This is a genomic window from Rhodospirillaceae bacterium, assembly GCA_040219235.1.
Lineage (GTDB): Bacteria > Pseudomonadota > Alphaproteobacteria > Rhodospirillales > Rhodospirillaceae > WLXB01.
On sequence record JAVJSV010000012.1, the window covers coordinates 493,148 to 515,758 of the forward strand.

Annotated in this window: 25 protein-coding genes; 12 read left to right on the forward strand and 13 right to left on the reverse strand. The window is 53.8% G+C overall.

Translation table 11 applies throughout. The features are described from left to right. Positions 1–93 precede the first annotated feature (93 nt). The 4 genes from dctP (RIC29_12525) (at position 94) to RIC29_12540 (ending at position 3,359) form a co-directional block, all read left to right on the forward strand. The gene (gene dctP / locus RIC29_12525; protein ID MEQ8735743.1) at positions 94–1,113 is read left to right on the forward strand and encodes a TRAP transporter substrate-binding protein DctP; all 1,020 of its coding nucleotides are present in this window, start codon (positions 94–96) and stop codon (positions 1,111–1,113) included. A gap of 6 nt (positions 1,114–1,119) precedes the next feature. Then, positions 1,120–1,524 (forward strand): VOC family protein, encoded by a 405-nt coding sequence (locus RIC29_12530; protein ID MEQ8735744.1) that lies wholly within the window; start codon positions 1,120–1,122, stop codon positions 1,522–1,524. 35 nt (positions 1,525–1,559) lie between these two features. Beyond that, positions 1,560–2,969: a hypothetical protein gene (locus RIC29_12535; GenBank protein ID MEQ8735745.1), complete on the forward strand. Its 1,410-nt coding sequence runs from the start codon at positions 1,560–1,562 to the stop codon at positions 2,967–2,969. Between the two features lie 114 nt (positions 2,970–3,083). Next, positions 3,084–3,359 carry a hypothetical protein gene (locus RIC29_12540; GenBank protein ID MEQ8735746.1) on the forward strand — a complete coding sequence of 92 codons (276 nt, stop codon included), beginning with the start codon at positions 3,084–3,086 and terminating at the stop codon, positions 3,357–3,359. A 9-nt stretch (positions 3,360–3,368) separates the two neighbouring features. On the opposite strand, the gene RIC29_12545 is transcribed toward RIC29_12540, so the two are convergent. The 4 genes from RIC29_12545 to RIC29_12560 form a co-directional block, all read right to left on the reverse strand. After that, a complete protein-coding gene (locus tag RIC29_12545) occupies positions 3,369–4,733 on the reverse strand; it encodes an amidase (GenBank protein ID MEQ8735747.1) in 1,365 nt (454 codons plus the stop codon). 28 nt (positions 4,734–4,761) lie between these two features. Continuing rightward, a complete protein-coding gene (locus tag RIC29_12550; protein MEQ8735748.1) occupies positions 4,762–6,123 on the reverse strand; it encodes a hypothetical protein in 1,362 nt (453 codons plus the stop codon). 181 nt (positions 6,124–6,304) lie between these two features. Continuing rightward, on the reverse strand, positions 6,305–7,696 hold the full coding sequence (locus RIC29_12555; protein ID MEQ8735749.1) for a phenylacetate--CoA ligase family protein: 1,392 nt from the start codon (positions 7,694–7,696) through the stop codon (positions 6,305–6,307). 15 nt (positions 7,697–7,711) lie between these two features. Further along, complete coding sequence (locus tag RIC29_12560) at positions 7,712–8,893, reverse strand: acyl-CoA dehydrogenase family protein (protein ID MEQ8735750.1); 1,182 nt, start codon at positions 8,891–8,893, stop codon at positions 7,712–7,714. 298 nt (positions 8,894–9,191) lie between these two features. On the opposite strand from RIC29_12560, the gene RIC29_12565 reads away from it, so the two are divergent. Then, complete coding sequence (locus tag RIC29_12565; GenBank protein MEQ8735751.1) at positions 9,192–9,800, forward strand: YcnI family protein; 609 nt, start codon at positions 9,192–9,194, stop codon at positions 9,798–9,800. 4 nt (positions 9,801–9,804) lie between these two features. Here the strand turns inward: RIC29_12565 and RIC29_12570 are convergent, their stop codons facing one another. From RIC29_12570 to RIC29_12590, 5 genes are read right to left on the reverse strand one after another with little or no spacing between them, the layout of a single operon-like run. Further along, positions 9,805–10,671 (reverse strand): hypothetical protein, encoded by an 867-nt coding sequence (locus RIC29_12570; protein ID MEQ8735752.1) that lies wholly within the window; start codon positions 10,669–10,671, stop codon positions 9,805–9,807. Positions 10,672–10,707: 36 nt separating this feature from the next. Further along, positions 10,708–11,226, reverse strand: a complete 519-nt coding sequence (locus RIC29_12575) for a MaoC family dehydratase (GenBank protein ID MEQ8735753.1) — start codon at positions 11,224–11,226, stop codon at positions 10,708–10,710. Between the two features lie 43 nt (positions 11,227–11,269). Further along, positions 11,270–12,133: a polysaccharide deacetylase family protein gene (locus RIC29_12580; GenBank protein MEQ8735754.1), complete on the reverse strand. Its 864-nt coding sequence runs from the start codon at positions 12,131–12,133 to the stop codon at positions 11,270–11,272. A 2-nt stretch (positions 12,134–12,135) separates the two neighbouring features. After that, a complete protein-coding gene (locus tag RIC29_12585; GenBank protein ID MEQ8735755.1) occupies positions 12,136–12,969 on the reverse strand; it encodes an SDR family NAD(P)-dependent oxidoreductase in 834 nt (277 codons plus the stop codon). A 34-nt stretch (positions 12,970–13,003) separates the two neighbouring features. Further along, complete coding sequence (locus RIC29_12590) at positions 13,004–13,678, reverse strand: hypothetical protein (GenBank protein MEQ8735756.1); 675 nt, start codon at positions 13,676–13,678, stop codon at positions 13,004–13,006. 87 nt (positions 13,679–13,765) lie between these two features. Here RIC29_12590 and RIC29_12595 point away from each other — a divergent pair, with 87 nt between their 5' ends. The 7 genes from RIC29_12595 (at position 13,766) to RIC29_12625 (ending at position 18,706) form a co-directional block, all read left to right on the forward strand. Beyond that, positions 13,766–14,365 carry a hypothetical protein gene (locus RIC29_12595; protein ID MEQ8735757.1) on the forward strand — a complete coding sequence of 200 codons (600 nt, stop codon included), beginning with the start codon at positions 13,766–13,768 and terminating at the stop codon, positions 14,363–14,365. Between the two features lie 36 nt (positions 14,366–14,401). Next, a complete protein-coding gene (locus RIC29_12600; protein MEQ8735758.1) occupies positions 14,402–15,010 on the forward strand; it encodes a hypothetical protein in 609 nt (202 codons plus the stop codon). Positions 15,011–15,012: 2 nt separating this feature from the next. Further along, a complete protein-coding gene (locus RIC29_12605; protein MEQ8735759.1) occupies positions 15,013–15,612 on the forward strand; it encodes a hypothetical protein in 600 nt (199 codons plus the stop codon). Further along, entirely contained in the window at positions 15,602–16,228 is a 627-nt protein-coding gene (locus RIC29_12610; GenBank protein ID MEQ8735760.1) for a tetratricopeptide repeat protein, read from the forward strand. The genes RIC29_12605 and RIC29_12610 overlap by 11 nt, the downstream gene beginning before the upstream one ends. An 80-nt stretch (positions 16,229–16,308) precedes the next feature. Continuing rightward, the gene (locus tag RIC29_12615; GenBank protein ID MEQ8735761.1) at positions 16,309–17,334 is read left to right on the forward strand and encodes an NADP-dependent oxidoreductase; all 1,026 of its coding nucleotides are present in this window, start codon (positions 16,309–16,311) and stop codon (positions 17,332–17,334) included. Positions 17,335–17,362: 28 nt separating this feature from the next. Further along, positions 17,363–18,373 carry an NADP-dependent oxidoreductase gene (locus RIC29_12620; protein MEQ8735762.1) on the forward strand — a complete coding sequence of 337 codons (1,011 nt, stop codon included), beginning with the start codon at positions 17,363–17,365 and terminating at the stop codon, positions 18,371–18,373. A 36-nt stretch (positions 18,374–18,409) separates the two neighbouring features. Continuing rightward, entirely contained in the window at positions 18,410–18,706 is a 297-nt protein-coding gene (locus RIC29_12625) for a DUF1330 domain-containing protein (GenBank protein MEQ8735763.1), read from the forward strand. 53 nt (positions 18,707–18,759) lie between these two features. Here the strand turns inward: RIC29_12625 and RIC29_12630 are convergent, their stop codons facing one another. The 4 genes from RIC29_12630 to dctP (RIC29_12645) form a co-directional block, all read right to left on the reverse strand. Beyond that, positions 18,760–19,269: a methyltransferase domain-containing protein gene (locus tag RIC29_12630; protein ID MEQ8735764.1), complete on the reverse strand. Its 510-nt coding sequence runs from the start codon at positions 19,267–19,269 to the stop codon at positions 18,760–18,762. A gap of 319 nt (positions 19,270–19,588) precedes the next feature. After that, the gene (locus RIC29_12635; protein ID MEQ8735765.1) at positions 19,589–20,902 is read right to left on the reverse strand and encodes a TRAP transporter large permease; all 1,314 of its coding nucleotides are present in this window, start codon (positions 20,900–20,902) and stop codon (positions 19,589–19,591) included. After that, positions 20,899–21,474, reverse strand: coding sequence for a TRAP transporter small permease (locus RIC29_12640; GenBank protein ID MEQ8735766.1), 576 nt, complete (start codon positions 21,472–21,474; stop codon positions 20,899–20,901). The genes RIC29_12635 and RIC29_12640 overlap by 4 nt, the downstream gene beginning before the upstream one ends. Positions 21,475–21,582: 108 nt before the next feature. Then, positions 21,583–22,584 (reverse strand): TRAP transporter substrate-binding protein DctP, encoded by a 1,002-nt coding sequence (dctP, locus tag RIC29_12645; protein MEQ8735767.1) that lies wholly within the window; start codon positions 22,582–22,584, stop codon positions 21,583–21,585. Positions 22,585–22,611 lie beyond the last annotated feature (27 nt).

Consider the following 22,611-nt stretch of genomic DNA (forward strand, 5'->3'; position numbering starts at 1 on the left):
ACGCTGGGTAAAGGTGTTGTTCACGCCAACATATTTGAACCGCAGACGGCCCCGAAGACGGCCCGAAGACGTTTCGTTTTGAAAGGATGCTGCATGGCTTATCTGTTGAAAAATCTCATCGTCAGCCTCGTCATCCTCTCTGCTGGCCCCGTTTTCGCGCAGAGTCCGCTGACCGGTCGCGCAGCTGGGAACGTCCCACAAGGGTCGATCTGGGAAGAGCACTGGCTGTTCCGCAAAAGCACGCTCACCGCCAATTCAGAGATCGATATGGAGTATTATCTCTATGGCGAGCTGGGCAATGAAGAAAACATGATCAACAGCCTGCGCCGCAACCGCGTGCAGATTTCGTCCGCGTCGCTGTGGGGGCTGTCGGCGACAATTCCCGAAGTGGCTGTGCTGTCTTTGCCCTACCTCTTCGAGTCTCCAGAAGAGGCAGATTACGTTTATGACTGTTGCGCGGGCGATTTGATTCGCCCTTATCTGGAACAAATCGGAATCACGTTTTTGGGCTGGTCAGAAGCGGGTTGGACCGGGTTCTACGGCCCGCAACCTTACCTTGACCCTGCTGCCGTCCAAGACCAAACCTTGCGTACACCCTCCACACCATCAGTGGCGTTATTCTTCCAGTCTTTGGGTGTTGATACGGTATTTCTCGGCATTCAAGATGTGGTGCCCGCCTTGCAAACTGGCATGGTCGAGGGCGGAGCCTCCAGCCTGCCGTGGTACTTAAATGCGTTTAAGGATCACGCACCGCACTACACGCTGACGGGTCACCATTATGAAACCACAGTGCTGATGGCGGCGAAGCCCTGGCTGGATGCCGCCACAGAAGCTCAACGGGCCGCGATTGATCAAGTCTTCAATGTGTTTCCCTCTCAGCGTCAAACCGTGCGGGAAGATGCGGCCCGAAAGATTGAGCTTTTGCGTGAGCAAGGCGCCTTTGTGTATGACCTCACACCACAGCAGCGGGCCCGATGGATTGTGGCCGCCCAGGCAGTTCATCCGGCTATCTTGCGGGATATCGGCGGCGACGCAGAGGCAATCTATGTTCAAATTCAGGCAGCAAAGGCGGAGTTTAAAAGTCAACAAGCTGGAACATCCTCCACAGATTAAACCCTTATGTCTGATACTCATACCGCAAAGCCAGATGTTATGATTTCCCGTCTTGCCGCCGCGCGGGTGTTTGTTGCCAATGTTGAGAAGGCGACGCGCTTTTATCGCGATACGCTTGGCCTGACATGTGTCGGACAGACCAAAGGCGCGGCTGTTTTCCGGATCAATGACATTGATTTCATTGTTGAACATGCCAATCCAGCAGACCCGGAGGCGGCAGAGATGATTGGCCGTTTTACAGCGCTCTCCTTTGCGGTCGAGGATTGCCTTGCTGCGGTTGGAAAATTGACCGGCTTGGGCGTACAGTTTTTAGGGCCAGCCCAGAAACAAGCATGGGGCGGCACGCTGGCGCATCTGTTAGACCCAGACGGCAACGTGCTGACCTTGGTTCAGTACCCGCAACCGACGTGATGTGAACTGCGTATGATTCCGGTGTTAGGTCTTCATTGAAACGTTTACTCTCAAATCTTCTGATCACACTGATTTCGCTTGGGCTGACGACCCTGGCGGGGCTGGTGGTATTAGAGCTTTTTCTGCGCAACGGTGGTTTTTCTCAAACGTCTGTGCTGTGGCAAACGGCAGAAGACGTGCAGAATGATCGCGTGATAGATCGTTTCAGTGCTGTGCTGTCTGATCTTCACCCTTATGGCTTCACAGACCTCATCGATACCCCCGCCCACGAGCCCAACGATGTGTATACCGTTGCGGTGATCGGCGATTCATTTGTGTGGGGCGATGGCCTTCTCCCGGGTGTAAGTTGGCCGCATGATGTTCGGCGGCGGCTTGTCGACGCGGGTGTTCCTGCGCGCATTCTGGCCTGGGGCATCAACGGCTGGTCGACGCAGGATCAGCTTCATTTTCTTCAAGCCATGGCCCGCGACAATAGCTTAGTCGGCGTTGACGAGATTTGGTTCGGTTTTGTCACCAATGATCCAGATGTCGGACGCATCGAGCAGAAAACCTCACCTGCGTTCCATTTTCCTATTCCGGCTTTGGTCGATGCATTTCCCAATGCGGATGGATTTATGTCCGGCCTATTGCAAACGCTGTATGAAACGCGGATTGATCCTGAATCGGGGTACGCCGCCTGGGAAGCGGCGCTCTGGACCAATCAAAACCTGGAGGCATATGCACGCGTTTTGGCGGAGCTTAAGTCGTTCTCTGACTCACAGGGCATTGCCGTTAAATTTGTTCTGACACCTCATCGCCCAGACGCCGCCTTTTTTGAGCCGAAGTATAAAGCGCTCAAGACGCTGCTAAATGACGCGGGCATACCCGTTGTTGATGTGTTGCCAGCCGTCTTAAAAGCATTAAGGGATAAGGGCACGCCGCCGCTGTATCGCGAATTGTGGGCCAACCCAGGGGATGCGCATCCAGGTCAACCTCTCATCAATGTCTACGCGCAGGAAATGACAGCGCTCCTCACAGAGCAACTCTCTACAATGACGGCGGGTTCCGCTCAGGAAAATTTGCCACGCTGTGCCTTTGGTGATGTTGTGGCCGAGGTGCCGCAACCGATTATGTTTGCCTTCGGTGACGAGTCCTATCTCCGTCTCAAAGGCCAGGTTACGCCGGCGGTAGGCTTGAACGAACAGTCTATCCGTTCCGCCTTTGTGACATGGCCGGGCGGGCGCAGACCGGTTTTTCAGCGTGACCTTTTTGCTGGCGACTCCTCCCGTGTTTACGATGCGATAAAATTTGAGCGCCGCGCATCCGCATCAACGTTCTGGGCTGATGTGCCAGACGGCGTTGATTTGGACCGCCTCACTCTTCAGCTGATCCTTGCGTCTGACTGTGTGCTGGACGCGCCGATTATCGTCAAGCAGTCGGCGACCTTTTTGCATGTTGCGGAATAAACGCAGTCTGTGATTGACGTTTTTTTGCATCCAAAGTGGCGTAGCTGTGCATCTAAGATGTAAGACGGTTGATCCCGAGCGGCTGTTGCCACTCATTAATCAGGAGCGTGCGTTATGAAATGGATATTGATTGTGGCAGCGCTGGCGCCCGGCAGCGATGAAAAAGGTGTGGACTCCCTGACCTTGCAAACCATCGGGTTTGGCTCTGAAGCGTCTTGTGAGGCCGCGCGAGAGGGTGTGATACGTCAGGTCGAAGAGGTGATGGAGCCTGACCTGATCAAGCAATTCGTGACGGAAGAAATTCGCAAGTCTGGTGATGTGGCTAATCCTGAGATGGTTGCAGATTTGTTCCTGGGTCGGGTCAGTGCGGCGTGCTATCGCGGCGACTGATATCAGCGCTTATCTCTCTAACGCAGCCCCAATGCGCAGTGCGGTCGCTTCTTCACGCTTTGGAGTGACAACCTGCACGCCCAGCGGCAGGCCGTCTTCGGTTTTGCCCACAGGCACCGACAGCGCCGGGCAGCCTGCGTAATTAGCGAACGCGGTAAAAGTTGTGATTGTTTTTGGCATGTCGGCATCAAACGAGAAGGCTGTGACCGGCGTCGTCGGTGTGATCAACGCTTGAACCTCTGAGAACATGCGGCGTGCCACGGGCCTGACTTCTTCTATCAGGCGCAGAGCCTTCGCCAACTTAGGTGCGGATTGGGAAGCGCCAAAAGCGATTCCGGCCCGGAACGTGTCGCTAAAGCCGTCCGGGTTTTGCGCAAGACCATCCGCATGCGTATTGGCGAGGTCGGCTTCGATCAGCAGCAGCGCTTTCGATCGCAGGCTGGCGGGCTCATAACCATCCCACCTGACACTGACCATGTCTGCGCCAAGGTTTCTCGCTCTATCGATGGATTTTGCGTAAGCCACTGAAACTGCAGGGTCAACAACGTCGCCGCTGACTTTGTTTAAGTCCGAAAAATATCCAATGCGTAACCCTGTCAATGAAGTGGGTTCATCCAAGGCGGTGGCGAACGTGGTTGGCCCATGACGACCCGCCGGATCGTTGGCATCAAATCCTGCCATCGCTGTCAGCAGTATGGTGAGGTCGTGGCACGACCTTGCCATGGGTCCCACATGATCAAGCGCATAAGCCAGCGGCATCACGCCGCGCGCGCTGATCAGCCCATAGGTTGCCTTCAGTCCGGCGACCCCACAGAACGATGCAGGGATGCGGACTGATCCTAAAGTATCAGTCCCCAACGCCCCAGCGCAAAGCCCTGCCGCAAGCGCTGCGCCAGACCCACCAGATGATCCACCCGGTGTGTAGCCAATTTTGTGTGGGTTCTGACAGAAGCCATAAACTTCGTTTGCTGTTGTCGCGCCGTGAGCGCCCTCATGCATATTCAGCTTACCCAAGATGACGGCCCCTCCGTCACGCAGGCGGCGGACCACATCGGCATCTTCATCGGCTGTGCGAGTCCGATAGGCTTCAATGCCGCCTGTGGTGGGCACGCCTGCGACGTCAATATTGTCTTTCAAGGCAATGGGGATGCCGTCAAGCGGCCCCAGACTCTTGCCGTTGGCACGGCGCTTATCTGACGCGAGGGCCGCCTGCCGCGCCGCATCTGTCATCACGGTGATAAATGCGTTTAAGGTTTCGTTCTGCGCAGCAATCTGACCAAGGTAAAAGTCTGTAGCCGCCATGGCTGTGGTGTCCCCGGACTCCAACGCCCGGCTGAGCCCGGCAATGCCGAGTGCTATGAAATCTGTCGCCATCTTCTAACCTGAAACATTTTGGGGCGTGTTATTTCGGAAGGGCCTTTCCAGAACCCTTGGTTGTCCATAGCACACTGTCTGGTCCATGGCGTCGCCAATCAACATATCGATCTGGCACGTCGACAATTTTGACGCTGTTGCCTGAATCGGCGGCGAGAAATTTATGCCGTGCGGCGAGCAACGCCATTTGATCTAGCGACCAATGAGCGGTGCCTTTGCGCTCAAAGTACTGAATATAGGCGGCGACAGCGTCGATATATTTTTGTGCTGCTGAAGTTGGTGCCAAGGTGAGAAAAGCTGCTGAGGCGCGTTGATTGAGGGAAATCTCATTCTTTTGATAGCGCATGGCGACATCAAAGGGCGGCAAACCTGTATTGGCTGTGGCGATATCTTTATTTGCGATGGAATCCATATCGATCAATACAAGAGGCCGGTCCATCACCCGCATCAACGCGGCAGCGCGCACAAAACGACGGGTCGAAAACGTGACGCGGTTTGCGTGGCGCTCAACTTCCCAGGTCAGGCTGTGTCCGGGCATGTCAGCGGGCAGGGGCGGCGGTTCCCCCTCCAGTCCTGGAATGACCACGTGCAGATGCAGGTCTGAACCCGGAGAATTGGCGGCGACGGAGCGCGCCAGCGCTGGTCCATACCGTCGCACGTACATCGGATCGCCACTGGCGACGATCAGTGGCACGCCCATGGCTGAGGGCAGTTTGCCTTGCAAGTCTGGTAGACTGCTCAAGTCTAAGGCTGATATGGCATCGTCAAATGCGTCCCCGAACAATCCGTTGACGCTGTCGTCCAGAGCTTCGAAGGCCGCTTCAATATTGCCCAGATCAAGCTGGGCTGCCGCTTTCATCAGCCCAATCTGTTTCCCTGTATCTTCTGAGTCGACAGCCTGTTGCCGGAATTCCGTCGCGTCGGTTGGTTTATGGCCTTCATCACAGGCCCGGGCCAATTGGCACAGGGCCTTCACATACCCCGGTTTCCATTCGATGGCTTGGCGCAGAACTGTCTCAGCTTCTTGAATACGATCCAACTCAAACAGAACGTCGGCAAAAATTGAGGCGCCGATGGGGTCTGAAGAATCCGCGACATGACGGCGGTACGTATCTGCGGCGTCAATGAGCTGGCCGCTGTCGCGCAACGCATGTCCCAGTTGCAATCGCACAGCGGGACGGCACTTCGGTTGGGCCAGAGCTTGCCGCAACAATGTAATGGCGGTTTTGTAATCGCCCTTTTTGTTGGCGCGTGTCCCAAGATAATCCAGCGCCAGGGGCTCGTTTGGTTTGGCTTTTAAGAGTTTTTCAAAAACGGCAGCCGCCCCGTCTTCATCACCTTGACGATGCAAGCTCATGGCATGCGCGACGACTTCCTTTATGGACGACATGACGATCGACTCTTTGTGTCATTTGGCATTAAGTAATCTGGGGTGCACATTGTGATCTGGCGGAAAGAATACGTTCAACATTTAAAGGTGAGCGTAGTATTCCGTATAGTGCTATGCAAACTCCACGTCCTAACGCGTGTATTGTTCGCTCAGTGAAGGATGTTGTTAGCTAAATCGCCGACTAAAACCGTTCGTCGCTGAGGCGCTTAGGCTTTTGTCGTTTATCCACTTCAGTCAAATCAGAGAGTCCACCCGGCTTGTAAAACTCTATGGGCATATCGACCCCAATGCGGGTCTTGATCAGTTCCTTGTAAGCTTTTTCTAAATCTGGCGAGGGGTCGGTATTGATCTCAACCATCACAATCATATCATCCCGGCCATGTTCATCACGAACCGCGCGGCAGAAAAACTCGCCGTCGAATTCAGGTCGTTCAAGCAAAACGCCGCCGATGCCATGAGGGAACACATTGATGCCGCGCAGCTTGACCATGTTGTCAGAGCGGCCAAAAATTCCCTGCATGCGTTTAAACACCAGACCGGTATCGTTTGCGCCTGTGTGCAACGCAGATACATCATGGGTGTTAAACCGGATCATCGGATAAAGATCATCTTTGTAGAGAACCGTGTCGATGACATCGCCCTGTTCACCGTCTTCTAGGGGTTCGCCGCTGTCGACATCCGTGATCTCGACGTAGTGTGCATCTTCCCACACATGCATGCCGGTGTGATCGGGGCCTTCGCTGCAAATGATGCCAGTGTCGCCAACGCCATACCAGTCGAAGCATTCCGCGCCGCCCCACAGGCGCGATATTTCATCGCGATCCTCACGGCCAAAGTGGCCTGAGATCATGCGGATGGGAATGTCTTTGCCGGGTTCTAGACCTTCCTCGCGTGCGACTGTGGCGAGGCGTTTGAGGTAATCGACAAAGCCAACGATCACGGTCGTCTTGAAGCGATTCATGATCTGCACTTGCTGGGCCGAGCGCGTCTCGACGCCTGTGCCTGCTGAGCAGAACATCGCGTTGGTAAAGTGCAGCACGGCCTCACGCATATAGTGTCCGGCGTTGACCATGCCGTGACCGTAGATGGAGTGAACTACGTCCGACCCTTTCAGGCCCTGGAAGAGGTAGGCCCGCGCCACCAGAAGGTTCTGCATCTCCCGGGTTTTGGGGCTGAACAACAAGACTTGCGGCGTACCTGTTGTGCCGGATGTGGTGTGCATCACCGCATGCCTGTGGTTGTCATCGGAAAAATCAGTGCCTGCAAAATCCCCGAATGGGGGATGGTCTTCAATCGACTTCATCAGGTCGGATTTTCCGAAGACCGGAATTTTCTTGATGTCGTCGAGCGAGGAGATGTCGCCGGGTTCCAAACCAACAGCGCCCCAGTGCCGTTGATAAAAAGGGATCTCCCAGGCCCGCTTTACGCAAGACATGAAGCGATCACTTTGCAGCGTATGGAGTTCGTCGCGGCTCATCTGTGTAAAGGTTGGCAGGAAGTCATCACCGATGGGGTGATCGGTCAACATCTGGTCGATGTCAAAACCAGCGAAGTAGGGCGGGCGTTTTGCCATGGGGCGGATCAGTTTCTAGTAGGAGCGTGGCAGGCCAAGGACGTTTTGCCCCAGGTAGGCCAAGATCAAATTTGTGGAGATCGGCGCCACTTGATAGAGCCGCGTTTCGCGGAATTTACGCTCGATGTCGTACTCTTCCGCGAAGGCAAATCCACCATAGGTTTGCACACACATTTCTGCCGCTTCCCAAGAGGCTTCAGAGGCCAGCATTTTGCCAATGTTGGCCTCCTCAGCGCATTTCTCACCGGCATCAAATTTTGTGGCGGCTTCGTTGACCATCAAAGCGGCGGCACGGTAAGACGCGTAGGCTCGTGCGATGGGAAACTGAACGCCCTGATTTTTGCCAATAGGGGACCCAAACACGTTTCTCTCATTGGCATAATCTGTTGCCTTTTTGATGAACCATTGCGCATCACCAAGACATTCAGACGCGATGAGCGTGCGCTCGGCATTCATGCCATCAAGGATGTAGCGAAAGCCTTTGCCTTCTTCACCAATGAGGTTGGTGGCCGGCACTTTGACATCATCGAAAAAGACTTCGGTGGTGGCGTGATTCATCATCGTGCGGATTGGGCGGATGGTCATGCCGTCTTTCAGGGCGTCCCGCATATCGACCATAAACACAGACAGGCCATCGCCTTTCTTCTCAATTTGATCTTTAGGCGTGGTGCGGGCCAACAGCACCATGTAGTCGGAGTGCTCGGCGCGACTGGTCCAGATTTTCTGGCCGTTGACGACGTAATGATCTCCACTTTTCACCGCCGTTGTTTGCAGCGATAAGGTGTCGGTGCCAGAGGTCGGTTCGGTGACGCCAAAGGCTTGCAAGCGAATTTCACCGGAGGCAACTTTCGGCAACCAGTCGGCTTTTTGCTCGGGACTGCCGTGCTTCAATACTGTGCCCATGGTGTACATCTGGGCATGGCAGGCGCCAGCGTTACACCCGCTTTTGTGAATTTCTTCCAAAATGGCGCAGGCGGCTTTGAGGCCCAGGCCAGACCCGCCGTACTCTTCCGGGATCAGCGCCGCCATAAACCCGGCTTCGGTCATCGCGGTGACGAAGGCTGTTGGATAGTCGCGTTTTTCGTCCAGCTCCCGCCAGTATTCGCCCGGGAAATCCTGGCACAGGGCGCGAACCGAGTCGCGAATGGCTTCGAGTTCTTCCTCAGAGAGGGTTGAGGCTGCGTGATCGTCCCGCATGGACAATATCCTTTTTTCACGATGATGGATCGTGTTTAGCAGCGATTGAACGATACTACACACACCAATAAGATAAGCTTTTGTGCACTTTAGTCAGCGTGCTCAGCACTTTAGTCATAGGGAGAAGTAGCGCAACGGCCTTGGTCGAGGTGCACGCCCAGCGGTCGCTGTTCATCACTGCTGTGACCAAGGACCGGACGTTCCAGCCCATATTCCGAGCTTCGTCGCAGTTAGTATGCGCCAGCGTTGATGGTTTCCGCGTAGGCTTTTGCCACATTCAAAATCGGGAGAGGTAAGTATGTCTAAGTCTTGGATCTCTGGTCTTAAATCTACAGCTGCAGCGCTTGCGGTTTGTGCCATGGTTACGCCAGCAAATGCGCATGTGATCATCGAAGGATTCGAAGGGCGAGCCAACTATAATGAATTCCTTAATCTGATGGTGCCGCATGGCTGCGGCCTTCTGGATACCACGGAAGTCAGAATGAAAATTCCGGCTAGCGTTCCCCTGTTTGCGCCGGAACAAAAAGACGGCTGGGAAACCGAACTTGTGATGCGTAAATTGGATGAGCCGATCAAGCGCGGCAACCAGACCATCACGGAAGTCTACGATGAAGTGATTTGGCGCGGAAACCTGCCAGCCTTACATCTTGGTGTATTCAAATTTCTGGCGCGCATCACAGGACCGATTGATTCCGTCGTGCCCTTTAAGGTGATCCAGACCTGCGGCGATAAAGAAGACCGCTGGGTTGACGTTGTCGACGACGGTGAACCGGGATGGAAAATGTGGGCTCTTGAAGCGCCAGCGCCATTTGTAGTGGTTGTTGAGGGAGATGGCCCGCAACTCGGCGCATCCATGCAAGACATTGGGGCCGAACGTCAACGTCTCGGCAGCGCCACAAAGCAATAGCGTTTTATTTCTCTGCGCTCCCCGTCTGGCTTTGCGTCATTGTGTCGTAGAACCAGGCGGGCGCACGTTCGAATGATCCGTCCAGTTTGTAAAGATCAACCCGGTCAATAGTGATGGCGTCGAACATGCCTGCCCGGGTGTAGGGGTCTTCATAGACAAATCGCGCCGCATTTTCCCAGGAGCCATAGTCGCCAATAGCCATGCTGCGGAGAGTCTTGCTGTTTTCATCTTTGACCGAGGCTGAGACGACATTGGCCCCATAGGTCCTTAGGTGTTCGTAGTGCGCGTCTTGCAGACGTTCAATAATGCCATCAACGACATCTCTGTCCGCATAGCTTTTCTGAATCAGATACATGACTGTGGCTGGCGCATTGCCAGTCGGCTTGACGGGGAGATCGTACCCGTTGGCTTTTTGACGGCGTTCAAGCTCTGGCGCAAACCATGCGGGTGCCCGGTTATAGCGGCCATCTATTTTATATACATCTAGCTGTTCGATGGTGATGTCTTTGTAAATCCCTCCCTGTGTGAAGGGATCGTCGTACACATAACGCTGAATGGTCTCCAAATCAGCGATGTCACTGATCGAGACGCTGCCGATCCGCGTGCCGTCATCGGCCAGCAAAGCGGATGAGACGATGGTTTGGCCGAATTGAAGAAGGTGCTTTTGATGACCCGGTTCGTTGGCCGCGCGAATGGCGGGAATATCTTTGGAGAAATCATACAGACGCCGCACCATCGACATACGCGTGACGGCAGCGGGGCCTGAGTTGGCCGCCAATGCTTGAGGTTCAGTGTTTAACGTATCGGCACCAACCTCAGCAGCAGGATGGACAATGATTGAGAGAAGGGTTAACGCCAAGAGGACTTTCATACTTACCAGCCTGTTTAATTCAAAGCGTTCGAATGACTAATATCCTGCCTTCTCTTCGACGTTATTGTCACGTCCCATCACCAGAACCGTACGCTCATACGTGCAAATGATGTCTTTATGTTGATTAAAGCCGGTGGTTTTAACTTTAACGATTCCCTGCCCAGGCCGGGACTTGCTTGGTCGTGTAGAAAGCACTTCTGATTCTGCGTAAATCGTGTCGCCTGCATAAACTGGGTGCGGCAACATAATGTCTGTCCACCCCAGATTCGCGATCGCCTTCTGACTGACATCTGAAACACTCATGCCAGTGATAATCGCTAGCGTCAGGGTGGAAACAATCAACGGCTGGCCAAATTCTGTGTGCTTGGCGTATTCGGCATCAAAGTGCACCGGGTGTGAATTCATGGTCAGCGTAGTAAACCAGATGTTGTCGGTCATGGTCACGGTGCGTCCAGGGCGGTGCTCATAAATGTCGCCCACTTTGAAATCTTCAAAGTAACGGCCACCACGTTCTCGGTAGCGGTTTTCTCCAACCTTGGCGGCTTCTACGACCATGTCATGCTCCTTAGTATCTGTGACGGATGTAAAGGGTTAGAATTTAAATGGGGGCGGGAACCTGCGCCGCGTAGGCATCAGCAATTTGGGCGCGGGTCGCAAACCAGACGTCTTTTTTGGATGCGGCGTGGGTGAGGAAGTTTTGAAACGCTTTCATGCGTCCCGGGCGCCCAACAATGCGCAGGTGCACGCCCACGGACATGAGCTTGTTTGGGGATACAGCGCCTTCTTCATAAAGCCAGTCAAAGGTATCGATCAGATAACGCTCCCACTGATCTGGTGTATAGGCCGGATCCATCCACATTTTCATATCATTGGTGTCCAGCGCATAGGGGGAAATCAAAATGGGTTTTCCATCCACAACATCCCAGCGCGGGATGTCGTCAGAGTAATCGTCCATATGATAGCTGTAGCCTTCTTCCAACAGTAGACGCCGTGTGTTCTCGGTCAGCACATAACGCGACAACCATCCCTGTGGACGTTTGCCACAGGTTTTTTCAATGGACTCGGCAGCCTTGCGGATGAAGTCGCGTTCCATGTCTTCCTTCATCCAATGCTGGTGGGCCCAGCGATAGCCATGCGCACATACTTCATGGCCGTCGGATACGATTTCTTTCGCGAGGTCTGGGGCGCGTTCGAGGGCGAGGGCGGCTGCGGTGAAGGTGGCGGTGATGCCTTGATCGCGTAGTAGTTTTAAAACACGCGGCGCGCCGGCGCGTATGCCGTATTGGTAGTTGGACTCGTTGCCCAGGTTGCGGCCTTTTTTCATGATGACTTGCAGCTCATCAACGGGCTCGGGCATGCGGTCGCCGTCGGCGATGCTTTCTTCTGCACCTTCTTCAACGTTCACAACAACAGAGACGGCCAGGCGTTTAGTGTCGGGCCATGTAAATGTAGGAGCTGACATGTTTAGTGATACTCCTCGCCGCCGGACACATTCATGGACTCTGCCGTGATGTAATCTGCTTGATCAGAACACAGGAACGCACAGGCGTTGGCGATATCTTTCACCAGGCCGACACGCCCCATGGGAATGCGGGCGCGCATGCCGTCTAAGTATTCCTCTTCAGTTTTGCCTTGAGCCTTCGACATGAAGTCGTTTTGCCAGGCACCGAGCCCAGTGGTGACGTGGTTTGGACAAATTGCATTGACGGTAATTTTGTGCGAGGCAAGCTCAATACCGGCCACCCGGGTCAGGCCGACGAGACCATGCTTGGACGAGGTGTAGGCTGCCGTGTTGCCAAAGCCCGACTTCGCAGCTTGACTGGCGATGTTGATGATGCGGCCGCCGTTGCCTTGTTTGATCATCTGCTTGGCTGCGTGTTTGATGCCAAAGAAACAACCGCGCAAGTTTACACCCAGCACGGCATCCCATTGCTCTTGGGTCATCTCGATCAACGGACCGAATAGATATCCAATCCCGGCGTTATTCACCAGAATGTCCAGACGGCCATAGGTCTTAACGGCAAAAGCGATCAAGCCCTCGACTTCGGATTCCACTAGCATGTCTGCGGCATATCCAACAGCATCACCGCCAGTGGCGTTAATGCCATCAACAACCTGGTCAATTTCGTCGGACGTTCCAACGCCGTGCTTCGGCGCGATGTCTCCTTTGACCTGACCAATATCGTGAATGACGACTTTGCAGCCTTCCTGGGCCAGGCGCACAGCCATAGCTTCGCCTAAACCTTGAGGGCGGCCCGCACCCGTGATGATCGCCACTTTGTCTTTAAGGTCGTACATACTTAGTCCTCCTTCGCGTGACTTGATCGTTTGCTTAGAACGGTTTCCAAAGACCAACTGCACCGGCAATCGCAACCAATCCCCAAATCATGAAAATGGGAATGCGGGTGGTGTAAAGCGCACTTTTCATTTGCGCTATATCTTCCGGCGTCTCTTTTTCATTCATGACCCGGCTAAACGCTGCACCGAAAGGCTTCATGGTATAGCGAGACGAAATACCGCAGAATACCGTGCCCGCCCAAATCAGGAGTTTAGCGGCCAGCCACTTGTCTTCGGTAATGCCGGTGCCCATCAAAGAGGTGACGCCGAGCGCGGTCACGGTCAGCGCGATCACCCACCGCATCGCTAAATCAACACGGCGGACCAAGGCTATAGTGTCCGGGTTGCCATTGCCGAGAAACAAATAAATGACAAAGAACACCCAAATGCCCGAGATCGCCCAGATCAACCAGAGCCAGAGACTGGCGATCTCGAACCAGAGCATCATGTTGCCCATGGTAAAGCCCAGCGCAATCACCAGTGGCATGCAGACCCGTGGGAATTGATCGAGCCAGTGCATCACTTTTCGCACATAGGTCCGAGCCTCCGGCGTTAAACCGGGTTTGATGAGAATGCCAGACGAGTAGTAGACTCCAAGATCACCCCCCAACCAGTAGACGAAGCACAACAGGTGCAAGTACACCAACACCTGATACAGATCGATTTCCAAGACTTTCTCCCCTCGGACGTTTAGGACGCAGCCGTTTGCGCAGGATTTTGACCCGGGGTATAGCATCCCCTCTTAGGGAGGACCAAGGTGCGACGGTTAAGTTACCTGATTTTATCTGCGTTTGTTTGGACGGCACCGGCCGCGGCCACGGATGTCACCTCAGAGGTCATTATTGGGTGTGATCGCCTGGCTGCGAATCCGCCAGACCCTGATCGCGTGACGGAAGGTGTGCTCCGGGTTGAGGTCGATCTCCCCGCAGCGATCATGGCATGCCGTTTCGCCGTCGCAACCTATCCGGAGGAGGCGCGTTTTTCCTATCAGCTGGCGCGGGTGCTTTTTTACGATGGTCAGACAGAGTTGGCTTTAGCGTCTTTCGAGCGCGCAATTCAGCAAGATTACCGGCAAGCTAAGTTTCTGCTCGGCTTAATCATGACGCGCGGCTATGCAGGCGTGCCGCAAGACATCTGCCGAGTCGAGCAGCTTTGGCGGGCTGCGGCACAACAGAATCACGCTAATGCTCAAGTCAGCTATGTCGATATGGCTGTTCAAGGCCGTTTTGATACCTGCGCGCAGCGTGTGTCTGAGGTGGCCATGTCTGCTTTTTTAGATCAGGCTGCCCCTCAATTAGACTATGTGGGTGGTTTGCTCATTGCCAATCTGCGTCAAGACCTTGAAACTATCCCCTAATTCACAATGACGCGCATTTACGCTAACGGGAGGGACATGATGCGACTGTTACTTACGACCCTACTGATGATGGTGGCGGCAGCTCCAGCCAACGCCGCACCAGATCCGGAGGCCGTGACTGAATGTGACCGTCTGGCATCGCATGGGTCTGATCCCGAACGGGTTGCACCTGGCATCAGCCAGTCAGACATGCGGAAAGCGGCCGCTATTGCCGCCTGCACCGCGGATACGGATATGCAGCCTGAAAATCGCCGGCTGCGCTATCTGTTGGGGCGTGCGTATTTTTATTCCGGCCGTGGTGAAGAAGCACTTCCGCATCTTATTTTTGCAGCAGACGCTGGGCATCGCCAGGCGCAGTTTGTGCTTGGCTACATCTATGGCGGCGGCCTTGGTGGCATTGAACAGGACCTCTGTAAGGCCGAGGAGCTTTGGCTCAGATCAGCACGCCAGGGCCGGTTTGCTGCTTTGGTCAGTTATCCTCATCACGTTGTGCGCGGCAGGTTTGACGACTGCACGGTTCAGGCCAGTGCCGATGAAATGGCAGGCTTTTTAGAAACAGCCAAAGGCATGGCCTCGGACTATTACCGCAGCATGTGGACAGCAGATGTCACAGAAGATTTCAACATTTATCGAGAAGGAAATTAAGTATGAAAGCTCTTAACTTTACGGTCGCAGCCGTTGCCCTTGCATTTGCCGCCCCAACGCTTGCGGAAGATGAAGTTGTCACTGAGTGCGATATTTTAGTGTCTCATCCGGAAGATCCTGAGCGTGTTGCGCCTGGCGTTGATGATGTGCTTCTTCTGGCCGGGCAGGCGGCCTGCGAAGCGGCGGTTGCTGCCGACCCAGAAAACCGTCGCCTTCGATATCAATTGGGCCGAGTTTTATTCTACAGTGGCGATGGCTCTCAGTCTCTACCGCACCTTGAGTTTGCCGCTGAAGCGGGATCGATGCAGGCGCAGTTTGTGCTCGGCTACATCACCGATGAAGCTTTTCAAGGCATAAAAAGAGATGCGTGCAAAGTTGAAGACCTTTGGGTGCGATCCGCCCGTCAGGGACGGTTTGCAGCGCGCGTGAGTTATCCGCGTCATGTTGCAAACGGCAAATTTAAAGGCTGTGATATTCAAGCCAGTTCTTCTGAAATTATGAGTTTCATTGAGTCTGCCCGCGGTCAGGCGGATGGCTACTACCAGCAAATATTGGTTGACGAAGTTGCGGCAACCTACGCGGCCTCTGACCATGCCAAATAAGGTGCGAACAACAGCATGTATTTTAACCGTCTGCGGTTTGGCCTTGGGCGGTGTTGCGCCGACAGCGGCAATGGCACAAGAGACGGTCACAACCTGTGATCGTCTTGCGTCCCATCCCGAAGACCCGGATCGTATTATTGCCGGTGTTGCAACAGCTGATGTCGATCAGCCAGCGGCAATTGCAGCCTGTGAAGCTGACCTCAAAGCCGATCCCGGCAATCCACGACTGACCTATCAGTTGGCGCGCGTCTATTTCTATAACGGCCGCAGTGCTGATGCAGTGGCGACGATGGACAAAGCCGCGCGGGCTGGCCACCGGCAGGCACAGTTTGTTATGGGCGCTTTGATTACCAATAATCGCCCGGATGCATCCGATGATATTTGTGATGCAGAAATGTGGTGGTCGAAGTCTGCCAAGGCCGGGCGTCTGGCGGCACAAGTCTCTTACGTTCGCCATGTCACGAAAGGGTTATTTGACGGCTGCGCGTTAAATGCTTCAAAAGAGGAGATGAGCTTTTTTCTGGACAATGTACGGGCCACGGGTGGCGGCGATTACTATTTGCGCCTGTTGCTTGCTGATCTGACCGAAGACCTAGCCGCTTACACAGGGGGATAAGGCTTAAGTGTTGCAAAGACTTACTTATGACAGAGTATAAATACACAACACTTATCAAATAATTTGCCAACGGGGATAACATGGCCACCAACAAACAAATTCAACTCGCCCGCCAACCAGAGGGTGAACCTAAGATCAGCGATTTTAAAATCGCGGAAATGGATATCTCCACACCTGGGCCAGGAGAATTTCTTGCCCGTAATATTTATCTGTCTTTAGACCCCTATATGCGCGGGGCAATCGCCGGGCGTCATATGGGGCATAGTCGTTTGAACCAAGGGGATTTGATTGGCGGGCGGTGTGTGGCGCAGGTCACAGACTCCAAACATGCTGATTATGCGGAAGGCGATTACATCGTCATCGAATCTGGTTGGCAGCAATACTGTGTCTCTGACGGTGGTGCGAAAGACGAAGTGCGCAAGATTGATCCAGACGCCGGTCCCTTGTCGTCTGCTTTGGGCGCGTTGGGCATGCCAGGCTTGACGGCCTGGGCTGGCGTTGAGCGTCTAGCTCAGCCTGGTCTTGGCGATACGTTTGTGGTGACGGCCGCCGCCGGGCCTGTCGGTGGGACAGCGGGGCAACTGGCGAAAGCTAAGGGCTGCCGTGCGGTTGGCATCGCGGGCTCTGACGAAAAGTGCCGAATCGTTGTTGAAGAATATGGCTTCGATGCGTGCGTAAACTACAAGAATGAAAATTGGGCTGAGGACCTCAAAGCCGCCTGCCCAGATGGCGTTGACGTCTATTTTGACAATGTTGGCGGACCCGTTCTCGACACCATCACACAGCAGCTTAACTTGTACGGCAAAATTGTGATGTGCGGTCTGGTGTCACAATACAATCGCAGTGACGATGGCGGCTGGAATGGTCACAATATGGGGCCGTTCGTTGGCAAGCGGGCGCAATTGCTTGGGCTCGTCGTGTATGACTATTACGATAAGATTGATCAGTTTCTGAAGGCCGCTGTGCCGTTGGTCAAGGCGGGCAAATTGCATTTTCATGAAGATTGTGTTGATGGAATTGAGAAGGCTCCGGCGCATTTTGCTAAACTGATGAGCGGCCAAAATGTTGGCAAAGCCATGGTCGCGATCGGTCCGGAGAAACTCTAACGCTCAGTGTTCGGGGTGTAGGCCAACTATGGCGGTGAACCTTCAAGTTCAATTGGCGCGGCAACGCGATGGCATGCTCGATGAGTCTGACTTTCGTGTCGTTGAAGCGCCCATGCCGCGCCCGGTGCCGGGGCAACTTCTGGTGCGGACGGTCTACTTGTCGCTTGATCCGTATGTGCGCAAGGCCATCCGTGGCGACCATCCCGGCCATACCATGCTCACAGAGGGTGATGTGATTTATGGCCGCAGTGTCTGTCGTGTGGTGCGCAGTCACGATGACACCTATCAAGCTGGTGATTATCTGGTCGCTGAAACGGGTTGGCAGCAGCATGCCGTGATTGGTCCTAAGAAAGTGGTGCAACGTGTTGACCCATCGGTGGGGCCGTTGTCCACTGCAGTTGGTCCTTTGGGAATGCCGGGCCTCACGGCCTGGGGGTCGGTTGAGCATCTTGGCAAGCCTATGCTCGGGGAAACATTGGTTGTGTCTGCGGCGGCCGGTCCGGTTGGCGGATGTGTCGGACAGTTGGCCAAGTTACGCGGCGCGCGCGTTGTTGGTATTGCTGGCTCGCAGGAGAAATGTGATCTCGTCACCAAGTCTTACGGCTTTGATGCATGTGTGAACTACAGAAAATCCGGCTGGCAAGATGCCTTGAAAGCGGCTTGCCCTGACGGCATCGACGTTTATCACGACAATGTTGGCGGGCCGCTTTTGATGGAGCTTGCGCCTCATTTGTCGCTGTATGCGCGGGTGGTTATGTGCGGGCGTCCAGCGGATTATCATTCTAAAACATTTCAGGGTATCGGACTGGGTCCGTTCATTGGGCGCAGAGCAAAAATGTTCGGCCTTGTGGTCTATGATTACGAAGGCGATTTAGAACGCTACTTGCATTTAGCGTCAGGTTGGATGCGCGCCGGGCATCTGAAAGTGAAAGAAGACCGGGCGGAGGGACTTGCTGCTGCGCCAGCGCAGTTCTTGAAACTTATGCGCGGCGAAAACGTTGGCAAAGCGATTGTCGCGGTGGGGCCGGAAAGGGCCTAGACACACAGTTATCATCTCAGACTTAGGAGAAAATTTATGACGGTTTATGTCATTGGTCAGGCGCGCGTTACAGACCCGGTCGGATTTAAAAAGTACTCGGAAACAGTCGCTGGTTTGGCAGAGCAGTTTGGCGGCAAGCTTATCGGGGCCGGTGGTCCGGATGAAAAAACCCTCATCGAAGGCGCGCAGTTTGAAAATGGCCGCGTTGTGATTTTTGAGTACCCGTCCTTAGAGGCGTATCAAAAGTATGTAGCGTCAGATAAATATCAGGAAGCAAAAGGTTACCGCATGGGCTGTGGTACGCTGGATGTGTGCGTTATTCCGGCTGTGTGAAATGAGGTAGCTCAACATTTTTAAGTGCGGTGGGTTTGCTGAAGGAGAAATCGTCAAGCGCCTTTCTTCGCCATCATATTCACTGATAATGGCGTGTCGTTCATCATAAGGTTGCTACTATCATCAAAAAGCTCGAAAAAATGCACTTGTTCAATATCTTCGAAGCCGGAGGTGTTCAGCAGAAGATGTAGGAGTTCCGGGTCAAATCCACACTTATAGAAATCATAGTGATCAGTCTGCCCACCATAGGTAAATTTAAGAAGTTCTAATCGCGCTTCCGCATTACTGCGTGGGTCATTATAAAACCGGAAAAGCACAGATACGTCTGGCACGCTCACGCGTAGAGTTCCGCCCGGCGCAAGCAAGCGATAGAATTCTTCTACTGCCTGGGTTAATTCACCTGCGAGCGAGAGGTGCTCTATGACATGTGAGCAGTAAATATCGCTGCAGCACCCATCTGGGAAAACAGACATATCTGCGCAGGTGCCAACGAAATCGACGATGGGTTTATTTTCAGCATCGAAAATAAACCCATCCTTCTTTGGCTTCTTTTCCTCCGACATGAAGTTTTATGAGTGCCTTGAAGTCGATTGTTGAGCTTCTACGACGGAAGGTGTTTTTCAGCGAAGAATGAAGTTGTTTGAGCGACATATGCTGATTGGTTTTTATCTGAGTGAATGAAAAGCCTAAAAATCTAATTCAGCGCGGCCGAAAATCTAAAGGCTTGAGCTGTTCTAGTTGTGCTCCGTCTCCAGTTTTAGGCAACTTTTCGATCAACCGCGCGCAATGACATTCAGTGAGATGTGTTGATGCAGGAGCACAATCTCGCTTGAATCGTTGAAGAGGCCAAAAGGTGTAACACGCATAAACTTTGGTCGGTTTCTAATCTATCAAGAACAGCGACAGAGATGGCACAAACATCACAATGATCAGACACAGCAGCATCAAGAGAATGAAGGGGATTACCCCTTTGACGATGGTCAGGAAATCCTCGCGGAAAGCTCCCATGGCAATAATGATGTTGAGTCCCATGGGCGGTGTGAGGTAGCCGATTTCCAAGTTCACAATCATCATGATGCCGAAGTGGATGGTATCCATGCCGTAATCTGCGGCCATGGGTGGCAGCAGCGGGCTCAAGATCAAAATGGCGGCGCCGATATCCAGGAACAAGCCAACAGCCAACAGCAACAAGTTAGTCATCAACAGGAAGAGCAGTTTCGAATCGATGAACGTGGTCATCACATCAACAATCCGGCCTGGCACTTGCTCGTAAGTCATGAACACATTTAACGACAGTGCAATCGCGAGAATGGGAAACAAGCTACCCATTAAGGTCGAGGTGTCTCCGACCACCCGCCACACCAACTTTCCTGCATCTTTGAAAGTTTGACCTAAGTCACCAAAGCGACCAGTGACCAGATGCATAAAGCCGTGTTTGTGAGCAAAGATTTCAACACTCAAGGCAGTGAGAACAGCAACGGCGGCTGACTCTGTGGGAGTGAAGTAGCCTGAGTAGATCCCGCCGAGAATCACCACAGGCGTCATCAACGCGAAGATGGCCCCTTTGAAGGTGCTCCAGATTTCGCTCAGTTCCCAGAGATCGCCACGTTTCGACCAATTCACCGTCATGGCGTAGAGGCTCAAGACGACCAAAATGAGGGCTGCGGGTCCGGTGCCAGCAAGAAACAGATCGGCAATGGAGGATTGCGTCATCACACCATACAAAATGAGCGGAATCGACGGCGGAATGATAATCCCAAGTGTGCCACCCGCGCACAACATACCGATGGAGAAGGGGCGGGAGTAGCCCTCCTGAATCAGGGCCGGATACATAATCGAGCCAACGGCCAACAATGTAACGGCCGAAGATCCTGAAATGGCGGCAAACACACCGCACGATAACAGACCCGCGATGGCTAGCCCGCCCGGAATAGGTTTGGTCAGCGAGCGCATCAACAGGATCAGGCGCTCAGCGATGGAGCCCTGTGACATGATGGAGCCGGCGAGAATGTAAAGTGGGATCGACAGCAGGACTTCGCGGTTAGAGGCGTCCCACATGTCGTAGACGACGTTCATCAACTCGCCGCCGCCCCAGAAGTAGTAGGCCCAGAACGTTGCCACCCCAAGGATGACGATGATGTTCATCCTTAAGATCAAGAGTGCGATCAGGATGACCGCCAGCAGCAAACCATTCATCGCTGCGTTTCCTGTTGGTAATCACGCTCGCCGTCTTTAATGCCTTCAGCCGTGGTGTCTGTTGCGATCTCCATACCTTCGACGGACTCCGGGGGGATCGGGCGCAATTCAAGAAAAATGCCGTATAGGGTGTGTCGAACGGCCACCAAGGCAAATCCAAGCACAATAAAGCCCTGCACCGGCCAGATAGGCCACCGCAATACGGCTGAGACATCTCTCAACTCGTAGCTTTCATAGGCAACGCTAAAGGCGATGTAGGCCAGAAAATAGCAGAAAACAGCAAAGCCCAGTTCGCCAATGCGATTGGCCAAGTCATCCCAGCGGCGCAAAACAATATCAGCAAAGCGCGGCCTGAAATGAGATCCGTTGGCAGAGGCCAGTGATACACCCATGTAGGCAACGATGATCATGCCGACCACGCCGACTTGTGGTGCGCCAAACCATCCGGATCCTGTGAACTCGCGACGCAACACGTCGCCCATCAGCGCGCCGGCCATCACCAAAAAGGCGATGAAGCACAGGCTTTGCTCAAACAGTTTCAGATAGTGCAGGAAGGCTTTTGCCTTTTGCAAAACGAAGTCCCCAAGCGATTCAAAAACGTTTCTATTGAAGCCATCTTATCGATTGGGCCAGAGGTTGCAATCGCATTACGGCAGAAACGCCTTATTCTGTCGGCGTGGCTATTCTACGGATGCAGATTGTGCAGCGAACGCGCGCTTGCCTTCTTGGATTGCGGCGTACACCTCTTCGGCCCGTCCTCCGATTTCATCCAGAATGATGCTGTGCGAGGGTGCTGTTGCTTCAACCCATAGGGCGCGCTGGTCTGGTGTCGGGGTATGAATAGAGATTCCTCGTTCCACCATGTTGGATTTGAGGTTGGTAATCAGGGTGCGGACGTCTTCACGGGCAGGGGCGATGGGGAAAAATGCATCTTTGATCACAGCGCGCTGCTCATCGGTTAAGCTATCCCACCACTGTTTGTTGGCCATCTGAATACCTTGATCGTAGGATTGGTTCGTCTCAGTGACGTCTGTCGCGAAACCTGACAGTCCGTAATAGAAAAACACCAAACTCGAAAGGCCACCATCCACGAGGCCGGTCTGGAGCGCTGGTGCAATGTCTGCTGTGCCCAAGGGAATCGAGTCCGCGCCGACAGATTGCAGGAAGGCTTGCGCCGCGAAATTGGGGGACCCACGAAGCTTCAACCCCTCTGCCGCCGCTGGAGTCAAGACGGGCTTATTGGCATAAAGCGTGTTCCAGCCAACCTCGGACCATTCCAGAAAAACCAAGCCCCGGTCTGCGAGAAAGTCCGTAAAAATGCTCTGAAGGTAGTTATCGAAGACAAAGTCGACTTCTTCTTCTGAGTCAAACAGGAAAGGGATCATCGGCACAGCGGCCTCTGGAATAATGCCAGCCAAGCCCCACATGGTGATGCCGCCAATCTGGATACGGTTACGCCTGAGCGCCGTCAGCATTGTTTCTTCTGTGCCGACTTCACCGCGGATGAAGTATTCCATTTCGACAATGGGAGACTCATTAATTTTTGCTTTGAAGTAGTCCCAGTGGTGGTCCCATGGGGAGTCAACTTGGGACAGGGCGGTCACTTTGCCGCGCGCGATTTCGTCCGCTATGGCGGGCGCGGTGAGCAGTAAAACAAATAACAGTGTGGCGATCCGGCCCATTCGGGTCTCCTTTGGTTTTAACCTTAA